Source organism: Fulvivirga sedimenti, from assembly GCF_020328055.1.
Window position 1 is genome coordinate 1082233 of the sequence record NZ_JAIXNE010000004.1, and the last position, 18671, is coordinate 1100903.

Sequence of the window (18671 nt, forward strand, 5' to 3'; positions counted from 1 at the left end):
TTTGTTATTCGGATAAACCCCTGATACTCTTGAATACACGCATACGAAATAAATTAATTCAGCTTTCACGTACCGATCCTATGCCTGTATCCTATCGCAGGCTCATTGTTACAACGGATCTTGGTTTGAACATGGATATAAAACATGAGAAGCAGCTTCTGGGAGAGATCCTGGATGAAATATCCGAAACTGAACATGAGGCGGGAAGACCTTTGCTTAGTGCGCTGGTGAAAAATGGCAAAAACGGACAGGACGATCGCTTTTATAAAATGTGCGAACGACTGGGTCTGGGAGAATGGAAAGAATTGAAAAAAGATAAATCATTCAAAAAAGACCATATCGATGCTTGCCATGAATTCTGGTCGGATGAGAAAAACTACAAGAAGTTCTTCTAGCAGGCCTCTTTTCCAATTCAGCAAAAGACCGTACTTCTTTATTTTCTTTTAGCTACTTTTGCAGCATAATAGCAATGCAATCATGATGATCCGTTTCTTCCTTGGACTGCATGACACCGTTTATGCCGTCGGAACCTCCCATACCCTTTCTCAAGAAGATATAACAAAACTGTGCTGGCTGTTCGGTGACGCCGAGTCGCTTGAGCAGGATGAACTCTCAGGCACCCACATAGGGCCGAGGAAAGAAATGATCACTCCGTGGAGTACAAATGCGGTGGAGATCACTCAGAATATGGGAATCAGGGGAATTCAGCGTATTGAAATGTTCCACCGGGCCGATGAAGATCATCTTGAATTCGACCGGATGCTGCAAATGAAATATTCAGGGCTTGACCAGGAAATTTTTGATATTGCCCATGACCCGGAACCCGTACGTGAAATCAAAGATATTGCAGCTTACAACAAAGCAGAGGGACTGGCGCTGAGCGATGAAGAAATTGAATACCTGGAATCGGTAAGCAGGGATCTGGGAAGAAAACTCACCGACAGCGAAGTATTCGGATTCTCACAGGTAAATTCTGAACACTGCAGGCACAAGATATTTAACGGGGAATTCATCATTGACGGTGAAACTAAACACCATACGCTGTTTCAGCTCATCAAGGAAACTTCCAAAAGAAATCCCAATTTCATCGTTTCCGCCTATAAGGATAATGTTGCCTTCATCGAAGGTCCGGAAGTAGATCAGTTTGCGCCTGTCCGACAGGACATTGCCGACTTCTTTGCCACCAGACGCATTGAAACCGTTCTCAGTCTGAAGGCTGAAACACATAATTTCCCGACAACGGTAGAGCCATTTAACGGAGCGGCCACCGGCAGCGGCGGCGAAATTCGCGACCGACTGGCCGGTGGTAAAGGCAGTTTACCGCTCGCGGGAACAGCCGTATACATGACCTCCTATCCACGCACTGCGGATGACAAGCCGTGGGAGAATGAAGTTCCGGAACGTCCGTGGTTGTACCAGACACCCCTGGATATTCTGATTAAGGCCTCAGACGGAGCCAGTGACTTTGGAAATAAATTTGGGCAGCCGCTGATCAGTGGAAGCCTGCTGACATTCGAGCACAAGGAAAATGATTCGGTCCTTGGGTATGATAAGGTAATCATGCTTGCCGGTGGTATCGGATTTGGAAAAAAATCCGACAGTCAGAAAGGTCAGCCCGTAGCGGGCGACAGAATCATTGTCATGGGTGGTGATAATTATCGAATCGGTATGGGCGGAGGAGCAGTCTCATCGGTTGATACCGGTGAATTTGACAACCGCATTGAGCTGAATGCTGTACAGCGAAGCAATCCGGAAATGCAGAAACGTGTAATGAATGCCATCCGCGCGATGCAGGAACAGGCGGAGAATCCCATCGTTTCGATTCACGATCATGGTGCCGGTGGGCATCTTAATTGTCTTTCCGAACTGGTGGAAGCATCAGGCGGCCGAATTGAGGTGAACAAGTTACCCGTTGGCGACCCGACCCTTTCCGACAAGGAGATCATCGGAAACGAATCCCAGGAGCGCATGGGACTCGTGATGCATCAAAAGGATGTGGAAACCCTCAGAAAGGTTGCTGAACGTGAACGCGCGCCTATTTACGAGGTCGGTGAAGTAACCAGTGATCATAAATTTGTTTTCGAAAATAAAAAAACCGGTCATAATCCGATGGATTGGTCTTTAGGACACATGTTCGGATCATCTCCCAGGACGATACTTGAAGATACGACCTCAACAGAATCCTTTGCCCCTGTTTCCTATGATGCTGATATGCTCAACCAGTATATCGAACAGGTATTACAGCTGGAAGCAGTAGCTTGTAAAGATTGGCTGACAAATAAAGTAGACCGTTCTGTAACCGGAAAAGTTGCCACACAACAGACCTGCGGGTCAATTCAGCTTCCGCTGAACAACGTAGGGGTGATGGCGCTGGATTATAGCGGATTTGAAGGTGTGGCTACTTCGATTGGCCATGCGCCGGTAGCAGCCCTGGCCGATCCGGGTGCCGGATCAAGACTTGCTGTAGCTGAAGCACTAACCAACCTGGTATGGGCGCCGCTGCGTCACGGCCTGAACGGCGTATCCCTGAGTGCCAACTGGATGTGGCCAACACGAAACGCCGGAGAAAATGCCAGGCTCTATGCAGCCGTAGAGGCACTTAGTGAATTCGCAATTTCGCTGGGAATCAACGTACCTACGGGAAAAGATTCACTGTCGATGACGCAAAAATATCCAGATGGAAAAACCGTTTCTTCACCTGGAACAGTCATCGTAAGTTCGGTGGGTGAAGTGAGTGATATTCGCAAAACCATAACCCCCGTAGCGGATAGCCAGGCCGGAGGCAGCATTTACTATATTGATTTTGCAGGAGGCGCGTTTTCCCTTGATGGAAGTTCTTTTGCCCAGGTAATCAGCAAAATCGGCGCGACACCGCCGGATGTGCAGGATAGTGAATATTTCGCCAAATGCTTTCATGCCATTCAAATTCTGGTAGGTAGAGAACAGCTGGTCGCCGGTCATGATATTGCATCAGGAGGATTGATCACGACACTGCTCGAAATGTGCTTCCCTTCAACCGAGTGCGGCCTGGATCTTGATCTTTCTGAATTACCGGAATCGGATCTGGTTAAAATACTCTTTTCTGAAAAACCCGGCGTTGTTGTTCAGGTAAGGGATAATGATATCGCAAATGAGGTTTTTGAGAAATATGATCTGCTTGCCTACAGAATCGGACAGGTAACAACCAATCATTTGGTGGACCTGAGGCATCGTGGAAAACGTTTTCAGCTGAATGTTCATGAGTTAAGAAATACCTGGTTTACCAATTCATATCTCATGGACCGGAATCAACGCGAAACCAGCCACGCGGAGCAGCGATATGCAAACTTTGCCGTTCAGCCCCTAAACTTTCATTTTCCGGAACAATTCAGTGGTTCCCTGGCAGATCTTGATCTGTCACTTCGCCGTACTTCCCCTGGTAAAATCAAGTGCGCAATCATACGTGAAAAGGGCGTGAACGGTGACCGTGAGATGGCCTGGACCCTGTATCAGGCAGGTTTCGAGGTGAAAGATATTCACATGACTGATCTGATCAGCGGACGAGAAGACCTTTCGGATGTTCAAATGATCGTTTTCGTCGGTGGTTTTTCCAATTCCGATGTATTAGGATCAGCTAAGGGCTGGGCAGGAGCCTTTATTTATAACGAAAAAGCCAACAAGGCTCTGAAAGACTTTTATGCAAGGGAGGATACATTGAGCCTGGGAGTTTGTAACGGCTGTCAGCTTATGATGGAATTAGGTTTGTTATACCCGGACAGGCCCCATCATCCGAAAATGCACCATAACAGCTCAGGGAAATTCGAGTCGGCCTTTGTAAACATCGAAATACCGGAAAACAATTCAGTCATGTTAAGTGCGCTGGCAGGATCACGGCTGGGAGTATGGCTTGCACATGGTGAAGGAAAATTTGTTTTGCCTGAAGGCAAACAAAATTATGGTATCGCGGCACAGTATGCATACGAAAATTATCCGGGCAATCCGAACGGTTCAGATTTTGCGACAGCGGCACTCATATCGGAGGATGGGCGTCATCTTGCCATAATGCCGCATATTGAACGGTCATTATACCCCTGGAACTGGGCATACTATCCTTCCAATCGAAGTAAAGATGAAGTTTCACCCTGGATTATACCGTTCATTTCTGCACGAATCTGGCTTGAAAATCAAAATGTTTTGTAGCCGACAAAATTGTTTTTATTTCCAATTGTATTAACGAATTGGGTTTTTTTAGGTAATTTCATAGGCCCTAAATTCTAGAAGACCCATGAAAAAACTCTACTCAATTGCACTCTTAATTCTTCTGACGGGTTGTTTCAGTTACAAAGAATTGCCCGTCGAGTACGACTACAGCTACCGTGGCCGGTTTGATAAGTATAATTCCTATGATTTCATTCGTCAGGAAGAGAACTTCACTGACTCAAAGACAGAGATCAGCGGCATGATCCGAGGTTCTATTGAATCACACATGAATTTTCTGGGTTACAAATTAAGAGACCGAAAGCCCGATTTACTTCTTTCCTACACTGTTTACATGGACAGTCTGAATTTCCGGGGTTATTCACAGCCGGATATCGAGGAATGGATGCGAAAGAAAGATCGCGATCTGTCCTATGATCAGTTAAAATTAAATATTCCGCGGGGCACACTGCTGATTCAGGTTTTTGACCGGAAGCAAAATGTTTCTATCTGGCAGGGGTATGCAACCGACAATTACGGAGATGTAAATTTTGCCGATCAGCGCGAAGTACGCAATGCTGTTCGCTCAATCCTCAACAAATATCAGTTCTTTGCAGATGGGTTCCTGGAGGAAAAGAAAGAACTCATGACACAAACACCATAAGAATTTTAAAAGGCACTTGTAATTTTTTAAAAATAAATATTACCTTTGCCATCCCAAATTCGAGGGGAAAATGCCCGATGGTGTAACTGGCAACACGTCTGATTTTGGTTCAGAAGAGTCTAGGTTCGAGCCCTAGTCGGGCAACTTATCAAAAAAACGAGGGTGGGCCGCTTGTCCACCCTCGTTTTTTCACCGAAAATAGGTATGTCGAAAGTAAAAATATTTTCCGGAGAAAGTTCACTCTACCTGGCTGAAAAGATCGCCAAGGCGTATGGAAAGCCCCTGGGCGAAAGTACGCTTCAGCGCTTCAGCGACGGTGAAATCTCTCCATATTTCGGCGAATCTGTTCGTGGTGCGGATGTTTTTCTGATCCAGTCAACCTTCCCGCCTACCGACAACCTTCTTGAATTATTATTAATGATCGACGCAGCCAAACGCGCAAGTGCAAAGTATGTGACGGCTGTGGTTCCTTATTTTGGCTATGCGCGACAGGATCGGAAAGATAAGCCGCGTGTATCGATCGCTGCCAAACTAATGGCAAACCTGCTTTCTGCGGCCGGAGCAGACCGGATTATGACATGCGATCTTCATGCAGATCAAATCCAGGGATTCTTTGATATTCCGCTGGATCACCTCGACGGAACATCCATTTTCATACCGTATCTCAAATCAATTCAATTGCCTGATCTGATCTTCGCGTCTCCTGACGTAGGTGGTGTAAAGCGGACAAGGGCATTTGCAAAGTTCTTTAACGCTGAACTGGTTGTCTGTGACAAACACCGTCAACGTGCCAATGAAGTGGCTTCAATGCGTCTTATTGGAGATGTGGAAGGCAAGGATGTGGTCATGGTCGATGACCTGATCGATACGGGAGGAACCATGTGCAAGGCAGCAGCCCTGCTAAAGGAAAAAGGAGCGAACTCGGTACGTGCGGTGGTAACACATCCGGTACTATCGGGTAATGCCTATGAGAATATTGAAAATTCAGTTCTTGAAGAGCTCGTGGTTACAGATACCATTCCATTGAATCGGGAATCTTCAAAAATAAAAGTACTGACCGTAGCCGATCTCTTTGCAGGCGCGATCAGGGCCATTCATGAACATGGCTCCATTAGTGCATTATTTATACAATCGTAATTACTAAACTAAATTAAATATAAGATGAAAACAGTTGAGATTATAGGGTTTAAAAGAGCAAATCTCGGCAAATCAGAGTCCAGAAGGCTTCGTCTGGAAGGAAATGTACCATGTGTGATTTATGGTGGTGAAGAACAAGTTCACTTCCACGCGCCAATGTATCTTTTCCGTGACCTGGTTTATTCCGACCGTGCCCATTTTGTTACCCTCAACATTGAAGGTGATATTTATCAGGCAATTATGCAGGATATCCAGTTCCACCCGGTAAGTGAGGTACTCCTTCACGTCGATTTCCTTCAGCTTTTCGAAGGCAAATTTGTTAAAATGGATATTCCGGTTCACTTTGAAGGAACATCCCCTGGTGTAACGAAAGGTGGAACACTGATTAAGAAAAGAAGATACCTGAAAATTAAGGCGCTGCCTAAAAACATGCCTGAATTCATTGAGGTTCGTCTTGAAAAACTTGACTTCGGACGATCTATCAAGGTAGGTGAAATTAACGAAGTAGATTTCGAAATCCTGGATCCGAAAATCGCATCCGTTGCGGTTGTGGAAATTCCACGTGCACTTCGCGGTAAAACTGCTGAGGAAGAAGCTGAGGAACTGGAAGAAGAAATGGCTGCAGCTGAAGCTGCTGAAGGTGCCGAAGGTGCTGAAGGCGCTGCTGAAGAAAGTGCTGAATCCTAATTATTCCGCATCAGAATACAAAATCCTGTCATGGCTTCATGACAGGATTTTTTTTATCATTTTTGTCCTATGAAATATTTGATTGCAGGTTTGGGTAACATCGGAGCCGAGTATGAACTAACTCGTCACAACATCGGCTTTCTTGTACTCGACTACCTGGCCAAAGAGAAAGATGCCTCTTTCAAGGTCGAGCGACACGCGATGAAATCAGAGTTCGCACATAAAGGCCGGAAAATTCACCTCATCAAGCCCACCACATACATGAACCTGAGCGGCAAGGCTGTCCAATACTGGCTGCAGGAGTTAAAAATACCAAAAGAGAACCTGCTGGTGGTCGTTGATGACTTCGCCCTCCCCTTCGGTAAACTTCGTATGCGTGCGAAAGGCTCCTCTGCCGGTCACAATGGCCTCAAGAGTATTGAAGACCTTACCGGCGGACAAAATTACCCCCGATTAAAGTTCGGGATCGGTGATAATTTCCATAAAGGGCACCAGGTTGATTATGTTCTGAGTAATTTCAGCAAGGAAGAATTCAGGGAGCTGGAATTCCCTATTCAGAAAGCCTCTGAAATGATCCTCTCCTTTTGCAGTATCGGGATCGTCCGCACCATGAATGAATTTAATGACTAGCACATGAAACATCAGATCAACGCCTCCCTGCAGGTGATACCGATCGGCCATCCTGCAGACAAAACAGCTTATGGACTGATAGACGATGCTATCGGGGTCATCAAAAAATCGGGGTTGCGATTTCGTGTCACACCGATGGAAACTGTTATCGAGGGGCCTTATGATGAGGTCATGAACGTGATCAGGGCAGCTCAGGAAATTCTTCTTGACAACGGAGCCCAGGAGTTAGTGGCACATATCAAAGTGCATATTCATGCCTCCCGGGATATTTCTTTCGAGGAAAAAACAGCGAACTGGGAATCCTAGCTCACTGTTGATCCGTTATCAGCGCTGTCTGTAGGAGCGAGAAAAATAAGTCTTCCATCCGAATCTTCTGCCATAAGAATCATTCCCTGTGATTCAATACCCATCATCTTTCGCGGTGCAAGGTTCACCAGAATTGTAACCTGCTGGCCGATGATTTCATCCGGGTGAAAGTGTTCTGCAATTCCGGAAAGAACCACGCGTTGATCCACACCGGTATCCACCAGGAGCTTCAGCAGTTTTTTTGATTTATTCATTTTCTCGGCCGACAGGATGGTTCCCACCCGCATATCCAGTTTCGCAAAATCATCATACTGAATTTGCGGTTTAACCGGTTCTGGTGCAGTCTTTTCGCTGGATTCTTCTGATTCATTGGAAACCCGGGTTGCTTCCAGCTTATCAATTTGCGCCTGTATGGCATCATCTTCAATCTTTTCAAACATGAGTTCGGCTTTGTTAATTTCAGTACCGGGTTGCAGTATATCGGGCTGTCCGCCGTACTGCCAATCTACCGAATCAATTCCAAGCATGATTCTTAATTTCTCCATTGAAAAAGGAAGGAACGGATATCCGACGATAACCAGGTTGGCCGCAACCTGAAGCGCCAGATTTAAAATGGTCGCAACACGTTCCGGGTTCGATTTTATTTCTTTCCAGGGTTCGGTGTCAGCGAGATATTTATTCCCCGCCCTTGCAAGGGCCATGAATTCGTTTTGAGCTTCCCTGAATTTAAATTGATCAAGCGCCTGGCCCACCAACTGCGGCGCCTTTCTGATCTGTTCAATCAATTCCTGATCAATATCGAAGAGACTATTGGCAGCAGGCACAGACCCTTCAAAGTACTTATGTGTAAGGACCAACGTCCGGTTGATAAAATTTCCCAGTATCGCCACCAGCTCGCTGTTATTCCGCGCCTGGAAGTCCTTCCAGGTAAAGTCATTGTCCTTGTTCTCGGGCATATTGGAGCACAGGGCATATCTCAGCACATCCTGCTTTCCGGGAAATTCTTCCAGGTATTCATGCAACCATACTGCCCAATTCTTTGAAGTACTGATTTTATTCCCTTCGAGGTTCAGAAACTCATTGGCTGGTACATTATCGGGTAAGATGAAACTCCCCTCAGCTTTCAGGATAGCCGGAAAGATAATACAGTGAAAAACAATATTATCCTTGCCAATAAAGTGAATCAATCGGGTCTCCGGATCTTTCCAGTAAGGTTTCCAGTCCTTCCCTGTTTCATCGGCCCATTCCTTGGTGGCAGAAATGTAACCAATCGGTGCATCAAACCATACATACAATACTTTTCCTTCTGCCCCTTCAACAGGCACTTTCACCCCCCAATCCAGGTCGCGGGTCATTGCGCGGGGTTTAAGCCCCCCATCAATCCAGGATTTACACTGGCCGTATACATTCGATTTCCATTCCTTATGGTCTTCCAGAATCCACTTACGAAGCCAGTTCTCATAATCACCCATCGGCAAATACCAGTGCCTTGTTTGTTTGAGAATTGGTTCCGATCCGCTAAGGGCAGATCGCGGGTTGATCAATTCAGACGGACTAAGCGATGTTCCGCATTTCTCACACTGATCACCATAGGCATTGTCAAACCCGCAATTGGGGCATGTACCAACGATATATCTGTCGGCCAGAAATTGCCCGGCCTCTTCATCATAATACTGTTCTGAGGTGGTCTCCTCAAACACCCCTTTCTCATAGAGATCACGAAACATCTCAGAGGACGTTTCGTGATGTACCGCCGAGGAAGTTCTTGAATATATGTCGAAGTCTATACCAAAATCACGGAAGGAATCCCGAATCAGGGCATGATAGGTATCCACAATTTCCTGGGGAGTTTTCCCCTCCTTGCGTGCCTTAAGGGTAATAGCCACCCCATGCTCATCCGATCCGCAGACAAAAACAACATCCTCTTTTTTACTTCTCAAATAGCGGGCATATATATCTGCGGGAACGTAAACTCCCGCCAGATGACCAATATGCACAGGACCATTGGTGTACGGCAATGCTGCCGTTATGGTATGACGTTTGAAAGATTTTTTCGACATAATCAGGTTTTATCCTGACAAAGATAATAATTCGCCCGAGGGGTATTGAATTCATTGGTAGCTTTTTGCAACCGATTGTATACGACCGGGTAATTATTTATCTTGATTTAAAAAAATATGAAAAGATTTTACCTCATCCTCGGCCTGATATTGTTTTCATTTCCCGTTTTGTCGCAATCACCTGAAGACAGGCTCGAAGATCTCGGGATCACCCTGCCTGAGGTTTCGAAACCGGTTGCCAATTATGTGAAATACGTCAGAACAGGAAACCTGATTTTTCTGGCCGGCCACGGGCCTTGCGGGGGTGAATTCAAGCGCGGGAAAGTCGGACAGGACCTGACGGTTGAAGAAGGCTATGATGCTGCCAGGCTTGCTGGTGTTTGCGTTCTGGCTACATTGAAAGATGCCATAGGCGACTTAAGTAAAGTAAAAAGGGTTGTACGCGTATTGGGTATGGTGAACGCTACAGACGATTTTACTGATCATTCCAAAGTGATCAACGGCTTTTCGGATCTTATGACCGAAGTCTTTGGAGAATCAGGCAAACATGCACGTGCAGCGGTTGGAATGGCCTCGCTGCCAACCAACATTCCCGTTGAAGTGGAAATGATCGTAGAAATAGCCGAGTGATGCACAATTGTATCAACTGCGGGAAACCACATGAATATGAATACTGCCCCTGGTGCACCCAAAAAAAAGTAGTCGGGCGTCTCAGTTTCCGTGTCTTTTTTGACGACCTCCAGGATAAGCTCATCGGATTTGATTTCAAATTCAGCCGGACGTTTCTTGATCTTTTTTACAGGCCCGCAACGGTTGCCAAATCTTACATTGCAGGCAACCGTGTTCGCTATGTGGGACCTGTGGGTTATTACTTTGTCATGCTCACCATTCTGGTGCTGCTGATCACCATTATGGATGTGGACATGATCGGCTATACAAGAAACGAAACATCCTTTTTTCAACAAAGTGGATTAACACCTGAACAGATCGAACAACAGGAAAGCATGCAGGGGTGGATATACAGTAATTTTAAATTCGCGTCCTTCTTTTTCTTCCCTTTCTTTCTTTTCGCAACTGCATTGCTATTTCGAAAAAGCAAGTTTAATTTGCTGGAAACCAGTGTATTAGTATTGTATTCATTGGCACATTCACAGGTGTTCAATTATTTTTCCATCACCATCTTCAAATTTACCGGAATCTCATTTTCCGGTATTGTAACGGGAATAAGTATGCTGTACACTGCTTTTTTCGCCATGGATTTTTATCGACACAATAAACGGATACATGCCTTTATTAAAGGTTTACTTATTTATCCCCTCGGACTCCTGTTTCTGATGATTTTTTTGCTTGTGGTATTGTTCATCCTGGTATTAATCTTTCCTGAAAGGATGAGAAACTTTTTAATTCTAACATAAAACTTACATCATATCCGGTTACACTTTGGCTTTATCCAGCATATATAAGTCAAAATGACTATCCATGCGATACGGATTACTATTACTCGTCATACTATTTACTCGCTGCAGTCCGGAACCTGTGATGCATGTTCAACACATGACTTATCTTGAACAGGGCAACCAGGGAATACAGCTGTTCGGTATATCCAGTGATATTTCCTATGGGTATTCCGCCAACAATCCGGTAAACATTGGCGGTGACGACCTTTCACTTGGCGCTATCAGACAACGTTTGTTCCTTAATTCACTCGCCGGTCCGGAAGGACAATCACTCAAATACATGCGAATTGGCAGTTGCTGCACGTTCGAAACAGAACATGGATTTGATGGCATGGGATTATTGGATAAATATCAGATCACCTGGGAAGGACAATCCGAACCTGTTGTTCTGTATCTGAATATGTACGACCCCGGGGAAATCCGGGCGCCGGTAGGATTTACAGTTCGGCTTTAATTACCAGTTGGATTCACTACTACCGAATCGCCCGGTACAGTGGATTCAGCTGGTCTATTTTCCTCCAACACACCATCAGGAATGCTGTCCCTTACATCATACTTAATCAGAAACGTAGGCTGTAAATACACCGACATCAATCCTTCATCTTCAGTTTCCTTCATTTCTGCGCGTTCAGGACTTACACCCTTCTCCTGATAGAGATATTCCGATACCAGGTTCCACTGACTCTCACGAATGTATGCAACACGTTCGTCAAGCATGCTTTCCCCGATGAGTTCTATACACATAGCTTGAACAGATCGCTGCCCCAGGCCTCCGACCTTGTCCTCCAGGTACAAAACAAATAATGAATCCCTGTTGGATACCTGGTCCCGGCCCAGGCCTCGGATTGAATCCGGCGCCTGCTGAAGGTACTTCTCCTTGGCATACTGAAGTGCAATAATTTCCTTTTCTTCCTTTTCGTTAAAGACGTATTCCAGCAATACTTTCAAATCTGATTTTCGCTCCAGCACACGGGCAGTGAGGTCCATTGTCTTAATCTGGGGGTTTGCAAGTGAATCCTGGTCATTTCCGAATTTGATGGATTTTAGGTCATCCTCATCCGCATCAAACGCCCTGGCCAGTAAATTATATGGAGAAGCCACCGCCTTGGCGAAAAGATTCATTATCACCTTCAAAATCACTTTGCCCAGTTTATATTCCGGATCATGCAGGTCGCCCTCGATGGGAACCTCCAGTCGGATATCACCGTTAACATCCTTTAATAATCCCACAGCGAACCGGAGAGGAATCTTATATTCCGACTCGATATCCAGTTTATTTCCCACTTTGACATCCAGGATATCAATTTCATTCATACTTTGAACCTGGTAGTCACGGATCGTCGTTGAACTTTTCATGTTCATGACACCTTCCCACATCGGATGTGCGGTGTAGTGCCTTGAATAAGGATCAAAGGAGGTCAAATAAAAATCAGAAAGTTCCATATTTATGCCCATATTTGAAAGCCCCGCCCTGTAGAGCGTCATGTCTCCTTTGAACTTTCCCGTTTTATTGATCCTCGAATTTATGAGCATGGAAAGAGTTGAATCTTCCGGACTTACTTCAGGGATGAGGATATTTAAATTTTCCAGGGTGATCTGCGCATCCTCTAGATGGGAATAGTCAAGGAAATCGACCCTGCCTTTATGAATCACCATACTGTCTGCGCCATAGGTCGTTAATACCTCCTCATCAATAAGGTAGTAGATGTATTCTGAAATATATTGAAACGGATTTTGAAACACGATCTCCTGCTGGGCGACGGAAACGGTATCGAGCACCTGGGCAGAAGTCGTATCCAGCAATAAACCGGAGAAGCTGTCGCCCTCCTTGAAATATTTAAATAATATATGGGGTGCATCGAGTGTCGCTGTACCCATATCATAGAGCCGTTCTTCAGTATTTACCGAATCCACAAATATTTCTGCACGCTTCCAGGTAATGAGACTGTCGGAATTATTGTCAACCAGCAGAAACTTGTCAAGCGTACTGTAGGCAGATGCCGCAATGCTTTTCTCATCTGCATACTTTCCGGCTATATTAAGCTGAAGATTGTACAAGCCGGCAAAATCCTGAATTGCCAGGTAGGAATTAAGATAGTTTTTATACGGGCGCAGTTGCCAGTCGGCAATTTCCCCATTCATGGCAAAATTTGATTCACCCCAGTTTACAGAACCATCAAAGCCCAGTTCTCCACCTTCCCGTTGTGTTCCCGCCAGGATAAAGTCTAATCCCGGGTAATCATAGGAAACCCTGGGGATTTCAAGCCGGATCCTGTCGATCAAAATACTCGAGGATAAATTATTATCGATGTATTCAAAGGCCCCGCCGGTAAGAAGTATTTCATTGATGATATACCTGGGCGGATCGCCAGCTTCATCATCCTCACCGGTGGATTCAGACTCGCCCGGTTTGGCGAGATCATCAAAGTTAAACGATTCGCCTGTCTGAACGATCCGAAGGAGGGAATTTGAAACTGTAACATATTCCAGTTCAAAAATTCCGGACAGAAATGATAACATCCGAATATTTGCCTCAAATGATTCGAATCTTAAAAAAGGTGTGGTACCGTCTTCTTCAAAAAGAAATGCATTGTACACTCCTACTTTACCGGTAAATAGATTGATGTCAATATCCGCCACTTCCACCTCACGACCCAGCCATTCGACATCGTTCTTTTCAAGATAATATTCCACAATCCACGGGATTGAAAACAGAATTATAGCGAATAATAAGGCAATTCCAATCAGGATTTTCTTAGCTAGCGGGGACAACTTTTTCATGAATTATAATTTCCAAACGGAAAATAAGAATTTGCCAATTGATTTTTACATTTAAACAATTTGGATTGTTTCAAATTATATTGTGGATCATGTTAAATCCATTTTTATGGTAAATTACAGAAGAACACTTTCCTGTTAATTTCCTATTTTAACCCACAGTTCAATTATTATCACAACAAATGAATAACCCCGAAGCAACGGTCGTACGGAAACCTTTAAAAAGAAGAAAAAAGCGGCTTCGGAAAATTCTGATTGCTTTGTCTTTTCTCCTTTTGGGGGCAGTTTGCATCGGACTGATATACTTTAAAGTACAAGGCTTCAAAAAAACGCTCATCGATCTGGTCGACAAACAAAGCAACGGTACGTATGCACTCACGATTGGAAACACTAAAATAGATTATCTTGAACTGGATTTCGCTCTGTCGGGTGTGGACATCGCCAAGGTGGACAAATCTGATTCCACAGGGCTGTTAGGCATCAGGATTCCGGAAATCGAAGTAAACCTGGGATCTTTTTTCGATCTGCTTGGTAGTGGTCAGCTTAGGATTGAATTATTCAGAATCATAGAACCGCTGGCACGGGTAAGCGCACAGCAGCCCGACGAACCAACGGATAAAAAGGAACCCGTAAACATTGCCCATGAGATCGTGAGTTTTTATCCGGGTATCAGGGCAATTCTGGACAACTTCGACATTGAAGACTTCCGGATCGACAGGGCGGACCTTCAGCTGAACAAGTCTGATCTGATCATAGAAGTTCAGTTGCTGGATCTGCTCATTGCCAACTGGAACATGCGCGATCTATCTGATGATGCACAATTTAAAATTATGCTGGGCAAACAAGGCATTGACTTTGAAACCAGTTCATTTTCCTTTGATGCCATCACCTGGAGCTACGATGATCACAAGCTTGAGATCGATAACTATTCATTCACACAGAAGGATTCACTGGACCGAACCGTTCTCATACTTGATGGCGCTTCCGTGGTAATCCAGGATATGGATTATGAAAAACTTCTCGATGAGGAATATATCTTTGATTTACTGCAAATCAATCAGCCTGTCGTTACAGCGAATATCTTCCCGCATGAGGCAGATCCCTCAAAAATAAAGAGCCGTCAGCCGGTATCTGACCTCCTCAAAAAGAATTTACGGGAATTACTGATTAGAAATGGAGAGATCAATAAGGCTGAAGTACACCTCAACATCATGCGGCCCAATGATACTGTACGTCTCCTGCTCCCCGAAATGACATTGAAAACCTCAAACTTTGTGGTGACTGAAGACAGCAGTACACTCATGATAGAGAAACTCAGGTTGTCATTGAGCGCTACTGAGCTGGATATGGGAAATGGACTGGCTGTAAAATTTTCGGAAATGGTCTACGATAAGACCTATAATGTGGATATCAAGGACATTGTCCTTACTGATACCGATATCAATGCAGAACTCCTGAGAAGTGAGTCTTTGGCCCTCTACAATTTTAATATCTTCAATTTTATTTACACAAATGACCTGTCTGCCGATTCGGTCCTCATGAAAGGTGGAAACCTAACCTTATTTGAAGCCACGGGTGATATTGTACATACTTCCGGCTCCAGGCCTCCAAAGCCGGCAAGGGAACGTTCCACTGTTCATTTAGGCAAGGTTGTCCTGGACAGTATTAATATTATTTACGATTACCTCGAAACCAACGCCCAAATACAAAATCTGAATGCGGTTACTGAAAATCTTGTGATAGAAGATGGAACGACCTATGATCTGCGATATTTCAAATCACCTTCCGTAACCTTCACAAGCGGTAAGAATGATATCCGGGCATCACTCACCGGCGTTTTTTTTGAACCAAAGCGCTTTGAGATATCTTCGGTTCAAGGTTCGTTCAAAGACATTAACCTAACCCTGAAGGGGTTTACGGCCACACCGGAGAACTTTAATCCGAACAAGCCATTTTACCACGTCTGGAATACCCTCCATATCAGCGAAATTGATATCAGCGGTTCATTGCCTCAACCAGATACAACACAGAAAAACACAGCCGATAAACCGGTCCAGGAATTCTTTTTTGAAAGTATCATGCTTGACCGGATTACAGCCAACCTTGAACTTTCTCAGAATAGCCAATTGTCTTTTATTTCAGACAATTTAAAGGTCAAGGAAGTATTGGTAGCAGGCAAGGCTTCAACATTTGGTGAAATACAGGCTCAAATGCACCAGCTGAAGCATTCCTCCGACAAGATCAATATCAGTGTTGACGACGTGAACATCGCTACAAAAGAACAATCTGAAATAAGCGGCGTTTCCCTATCCCTGGCATCCGGTGATAATCTTCAGTTACAGAAGATATCATTGAATGAAATAATAAAATCAGATTCAGTATGGCATATTGAAATGGCCAGTGTTAACCAGGTATCATTTATTCAGTCAGAAAATACACTGAATTCAACATTAGACAGCATATCCCTGGAAAATATCACCTGGAGCCCGTCAGCGCTGCCACATGTCGGGGAAATTGGAGTTTACAAACCGTTCATGCAAATAAAGAAAAAGCCGGTTGATTCCACATCAGTAAAAAAATCAGATGCATCTCAAACGAAACAAACGAAAAAGGCAATAGCACCATTATCCTTGTTTGACGTGCTAAAAATATCACCGGGGACAGTGGCCATCAATGATCAACTCATTGCTTTTGGCGACATCAGCATACGAACAGCTGATAACAAAGTGGCAATAGATATGGGTGACCTCCGTTTCGATACGCCATCTTCAACCTTTAATATTGGTGAAATAAAGAATACCGGGGAGCAGCTTCATATTTATGACGTACGCATCGATGCAAAACCGGAATTCGTTGAGAAAATGGAAATTGAGAACGATGTGATATCCGGAAATTTCGATCATCTTGTCTTTAACGGGGTTGTTTGGGACTCACTTCTCAGGAAAAATCAATTTATTTCGGAACAGCTTCAGATCGAGGGGTTCAATGTGAGACTGCGGCGGGATAAAACGCTGCCCGACCCGGAGGCAGTTAATAAACCCTATTTGCTGAGGGAGCTCCTGCCACTTTCAGAAAAATTTCAACTGCTGGGCATCAAGGCTACTGATGGAGTTCTCACCTATCGGGAAGTTGGAGAAAAAACAGGACAGGAAGGTTATATCGTATTGAATGATATTGATTTTAAAATGAATCTCAGAAAGCCAAAAACCGAATCTGAAAACGTACTGACAGGTACAGCCAAGTTATACGATTCGGGTTTAATGGCTTTTAACTATTCAAGAATAGATTCAAATCATTTTGATCTTGAAGTACGTCTTACCGACATGGTGCTTGATTCGCTGAACCACATGATCGACCCGCTTGAAGCTGTACGACTGAAGTCGGGGTATCTTAAGGAATACGATCTTTCTGTTACCGCGAATGATTCCATTGCCACTGGCCAGGCACTGATGACCTATGAAGACCTGCACATTGAAATTTTCAAGAAGCATTCCCCTGACGTAAAAAACTTTGGTTCTTCCCTGCTTACCGCTCTGGCAGATGGCATCATTCTGAAACATTCGAAGACCGATGCCATCGGAACATTTGAACAGGAGCGTATAACGTTTAAAGGCCCGATAAATTATTGGGTGAAATGTGCCATTCATGGTGCAATGGCTGCCGTCAGAAAAGGAAAAAGCGCATCCAATGTTTCAGATTAATCTGAATCAGGCTCATCTCCCGTTTCAAAAAAGATTCCATAGACTTTCAGATCAGGATGACTTTCAAACAGGGATTTAAGCACACCCAGCAATGGAATAAACAACACCATCCCGGAAAAACCCCATATCATTCCACCCAGTATCACTGCAGTAAAAACAACCATTGCGTTCATTTTCATCTTATCACCTACAAGCTTTGGCCGAAGAAAATTTTCCTGCATCAGATTTGCACTGTAAAGTGCTAATCCACAAAATATGGTGAGTCCGATATCATGTTTGGTAACATAAACGAAAAGCAGTACCACAACAAACGCAGCAAGATTGCCTATGTACGGAATTAGATTCAGGATCCCGATAAATATGCTGAAGAAGAAGGCATACTTGATCCCGAATAAAAGTAATATCACAAAAGCCATCGCAGCTGTCACACCAGTTAAGATCAGTGTGCCCCAAAGGTAATTCTGTATTGAATACTGACTTTTCGTATAAAAGGTCTCGAGCTGTTCTAGTTGCTTGCCCTCATATCTGGTACGGGTGAATTTCCATGCTAGTCCGCGGTATAGCAACAGAAAAAACAAAAACATGGGAATCAGCGTAATCGTCACAATATTCTTTCCGATCGAACTGATTTCACGGGCCGCAAAATTAATTACACGGCCGAGTGAATCTGACCCGAACTGGGCCCCTTCCTTTGGATGAAAAATCTCTAGTCCGAGCTTATCATAGAACCACATACGCATATTTTCATAAGCCTGTGAAATGGTATCATAAACAGCCCCTTCCTGCTGAAGAATCCGAACTGACTGATAAACAAGGTAAAACAACACAACACCACTCAGAATGGTAAATAATAGTGTAGCGATCAGTGATGACCAGGTTCGTCCAATTTTTTTTCCTTCCATCCAGTCACAAAATGGAAACAGAATAAAAGCAAACAGCAGAGACCACGTCAGCGGGATAAACAACTGCTGACCCAGGATCATCATAGCCAACGAAAGACCAATCAACAATAACCACGCAGTTGCGCGCACAACACGATCTGATTTAAACTCATTTACCATGACAAATGAAAGAT

General features: G+C 44.4%; 14 protein-coding genes and 1 tRNA gene. 12 read left to right on the forward strand and 3 right to left on the reverse strand.

Going from position 1 to position 18671, the window contains the following annotated elements:
• Positions 1 to 29: 29 nt before the first annotated feature.
• The 8 genes from LDX50_RS22810 to LDX50_RS22845 all read left to right on the forward strand — a co-directional run bounded on the left by LDX50_RS22810 (position 30) and on the right by LDX50_RS22845 (position 7600).
• On the forward strand, positions 30 to 395 hold the full coding sequence (locus tag LDX50_RS22810) for a hypothetical protein (protein WP_225698523.1): 366 nt from the start codon (positions 30 to 32) through the stop codon (positions 393 to 395).
• A gap of 85 nt (positions 396 to 480) precedes the next feature.
• Complete coding sequence (gene purL, locus LDX50_RS22815; protein WP_225698756.1) at positions 481 to 4179, forward strand: phosphoribosylformylglycinamidine synthase; 3699 nt, start codon at positions 481 to 483, stop codon at positions 4177 to 4179.
• A gap of 85 nt (positions 4180 to 4264) precedes the next feature.
• Positions 4265 to 4840, forward strand: a complete 576-nt coding sequence (locus LDX50_RS22820) for a DUF4136 domain-containing protein (RefSeq protein ID WP_225698524.1) — start codon at positions 4265 to 4267, stop codon at positions 4838 to 4840.
• A 71-nt stretch (positions 4841 to 4911) separates the two neighbouring features.
• Positions 4912 to 4984 (forward strand) — tRNA-Gln (locus LDX50_RS22825).
• Positions 4985 to 5044: 60 nt separating this feature from the next.
• Positions 5045 to 5977, forward strand: coding sequence for a ribose-phosphate pyrophosphokinase (locus LDX50_RS22830; protein ID WP_225698525.1), 933 nt, complete (start codon positions 5045 to 5047; stop codon positions 5975 to 5977).
• A gap of 24 nt (positions 5978 to 6001) precedes the next feature.
• The gene (locus tag LDX50_RS22835) at positions 6002 to 6664 is read left to right on the forward strand and encodes a 50S ribosomal protein L25/general stress protein Ctc (RefSeq protein ID WP_225698526.1); all 663 of its coding nucleotides are present in this window, start codon (positions 6002 to 6004) and stop codon (positions 6662 to 6664) included.
• 69 nt (positions 6665 to 6733) lie between these two features.
• Positions 6734 to 7294 carry an aminoacyl-tRNA hydrolase gene (gene pth / locus LDX50_RS22840; RefSeq protein WP_225698527.1) on the forward strand — a complete coding sequence of 187 codons (561 nt, stop codon included), beginning with the start codon at positions 6734 to 6736 and terminating at the stop codon, positions 7292 to 7294.
• A 3-nt stretch (positions 7295 to 7297) separates the two neighbouring features.
• On the forward strand, positions 7298 to 7600 hold the full coding sequence (locus LDX50_RS22845) for a thiamine-binding protein (RefSeq protein ID WP_225698528.1): 303 nt from the start codon (positions 7298 to 7300) through the stop codon (positions 7598 to 7600).
• Here LDX50_RS22845 and metG read toward each other — a convergent pair.
• Positions 7597 to 9660 carry a methionine--tRNA ligase gene (metG, locus tag LDX50_RS22850; protein WP_225698529.1) on the reverse strand — a complete coding sequence of 688 codons (2064 nt, stop codon included), beginning with the start codon at positions 9658 to 9660 and terminating at the stop codon, positions 7597 to 7599. The two genes, LDX50_RS22845 and metG, sit on opposite strands and share 4 nt — an antisense overlap.
• Positions 9661 to 9777: 117 nt before the next feature.
• Here metG and LDX50_RS22855 point away from each other — a divergent pair, with 117 nt between their 5' ends.
• The 3 genes from LDX50_RS22855 (at position 9778) to LDX50_RS22865 (ending at position 11571) form a co-directional block, all read left to right on the forward strand.
• Positions 9778 to 10290 carry a RidA family protein gene (locus tag LDX50_RS22855; RefSeq protein WP_225698530.1) on the forward strand — a complete coding sequence of 171 codons (513 nt, stop codon included), beginning with the start codon at positions 9778 to 9780 and terminating at the stop codon, positions 10288 to 10290.
• Positions 10290 to 11075: a DUF3667 domain-containing protein gene (locus tag LDX50_RS22860; protein ID WP_225698531.1), complete on the forward strand. Its 786-nt coding sequence runs from the start codon at positions 10290 to 10292 to the stop codon at positions 11073 to 11075. Before LDX50_RS22855 ends, LDX50_RS22860 begins: the two co-directional genes overlap by 1 nt.
• Before the next feature lie 64 nt (positions 11076 to 11139).
• Complete coding sequence (locus tag LDX50_RS22865) at positions 11140 to 11571, forward strand: hypothetical protein (protein ID WP_225698532.1); 432 nt, start codon at positions 11140 to 11142, stop codon at positions 11569 to 11571.
• Here LDX50_RS22865 and LDX50_RS22870 read toward each other — a convergent pair.
• Positions 11568 to 13898, reverse strand: coding sequence for a DUF748 domain-containing protein (locus LDX50_RS22870; RefSeq protein WP_225698533.1), 2331 nt, complete (start codon positions 13896 to 13898; stop codon positions 11568 to 11570). The genes LDX50_RS22865 and LDX50_RS22870 overlap by 4 nt on opposite strands.
• 179 nt (positions 13899 to 14077) lie before the next feature.
• Here LDX50_RS22870 and LDX50_RS22875 point away from each other — a divergent pair, with 179 nt between their 5' ends.
• A complete protein-coding gene (locus LDX50_RS22875) occupies positions 14078 to 17596 on the forward strand; it encodes an AsmA family protein (protein WP_225698534.1) in 3519 nt (1172 codons plus the stop codon).
• Here LDX50_RS22875 and LDX50_RS22880 read toward each other — a convergent pair.
• Positions 17593 to 18657 (reverse strand): AI-2E family transporter, encoded by a 1065-nt coding sequence (locus tag LDX50_RS22880; protein WP_225698535.1) that lies wholly within the window; start codon positions 18655 to 18657, stop codon positions 17593 to 17595. The two genes, LDX50_RS22875 and LDX50_RS22880, sit on opposite strands and share 4 nt — an antisense overlap.
• Positions 18658 to 18671: the final 14 nt, after the last annotated feature.

What these genes read in the sequence shown, in the direction of transcription:
- LDX50_RS22855 (WP_225698530.1), top strand. Translation starts at nt 9,778, where the DNA reads ATGAAAAGATTTTACCTCATCCTCGGCCTGATATTGTTTTCATTTCCC.
- purL (WP_225698756.1), top strand. Translation starts at nt 481, where the DNA reads ATGATCCGTTTCTTCCTTGGACTGCATGACACCGTTTATGCCGTCGGA.
- LDX50_RS22860 (WP_225698531.1), top strand. Translation starts at nt 10,290, where the DNA reads ATGCACAATTGTATCAACTGCGGGAAACCACATGAATATGAATACTGC.
- LDX50_RS22845 (WP_225698528.1), top strand. Translation starts at nt 7,298, where the DNA reads ATGAAACATCAGATCAACGCCTCCCTGCAGGTGATACCGATCGGCCAT.
- metG (WP_225698529.1), bottom strand. Translation starts at nt 9,660, where the DNA reads ATGTCGAAAAAATCTTTCAAACGTCATACCATAACGGCAGCATTGCCG.
- pth (WP_225698527.1), top strand. Translation starts at nt 6,734, where the DNA reads ATGAAATATTTGATTGCAGGTTTGGGTAACATCGGAGCCGAGTATGAA.
- LDX50_RS22820 (WP_225698524.1), top strand. Translation starts at nt 4,265, where the DNA reads ATGAAAAAACTCTACTCAATTGCACTCTTAATTCTTCTGACGGGTTGT.
- LDX50_RS22835 (WP_225698526.1), top strand. Translation starts at nt 6,002, where the DNA reads ATGAAAACAGTTGAGATTATAGGGTTTAAAAGAGCAAATCTCGGCAAA.
- LDX50_RS22880 (WP_225698535.1), bottom strand. Translation starts at nt 18,657, where the DNA reads ATGGTAAATGAGTTTAAATCAGATCGTGTTGTGCGCGCAACTGCGTGG.
- LDX50_RS22865 (WP_225698532.1), top strand. Translation starts at nt 11,140, where the DNA reads ATGCGATACGGATTACTATTACTCGTCATACTATTTACTCGCTGCAGT.
- LDX50_RS22870 (WP_225698533.1), bottom strand. Translation starts at nt 13,898, where the DNA reads ATGAAAAAGTTGTCCCCGCTAGCTAAGAAAATCCTGATTGGAATTGCC.
- LDX50_RS22830 (WP_225698525.1), top strand. Translation starts at nt 5,045, where the DNA reads ATGTCGAAAGTAAAAATATTTTCCGGAGAAAGTTCACTCTACCTGGCT.
- LDX50_RS22875 (WP_225698534.1), top strand. Translation starts at nt 14,078, where the DNA reads ATGAATAACCCCGAAGCAACGGTCGTACGGAAACCTTTAAAAAGAAGA.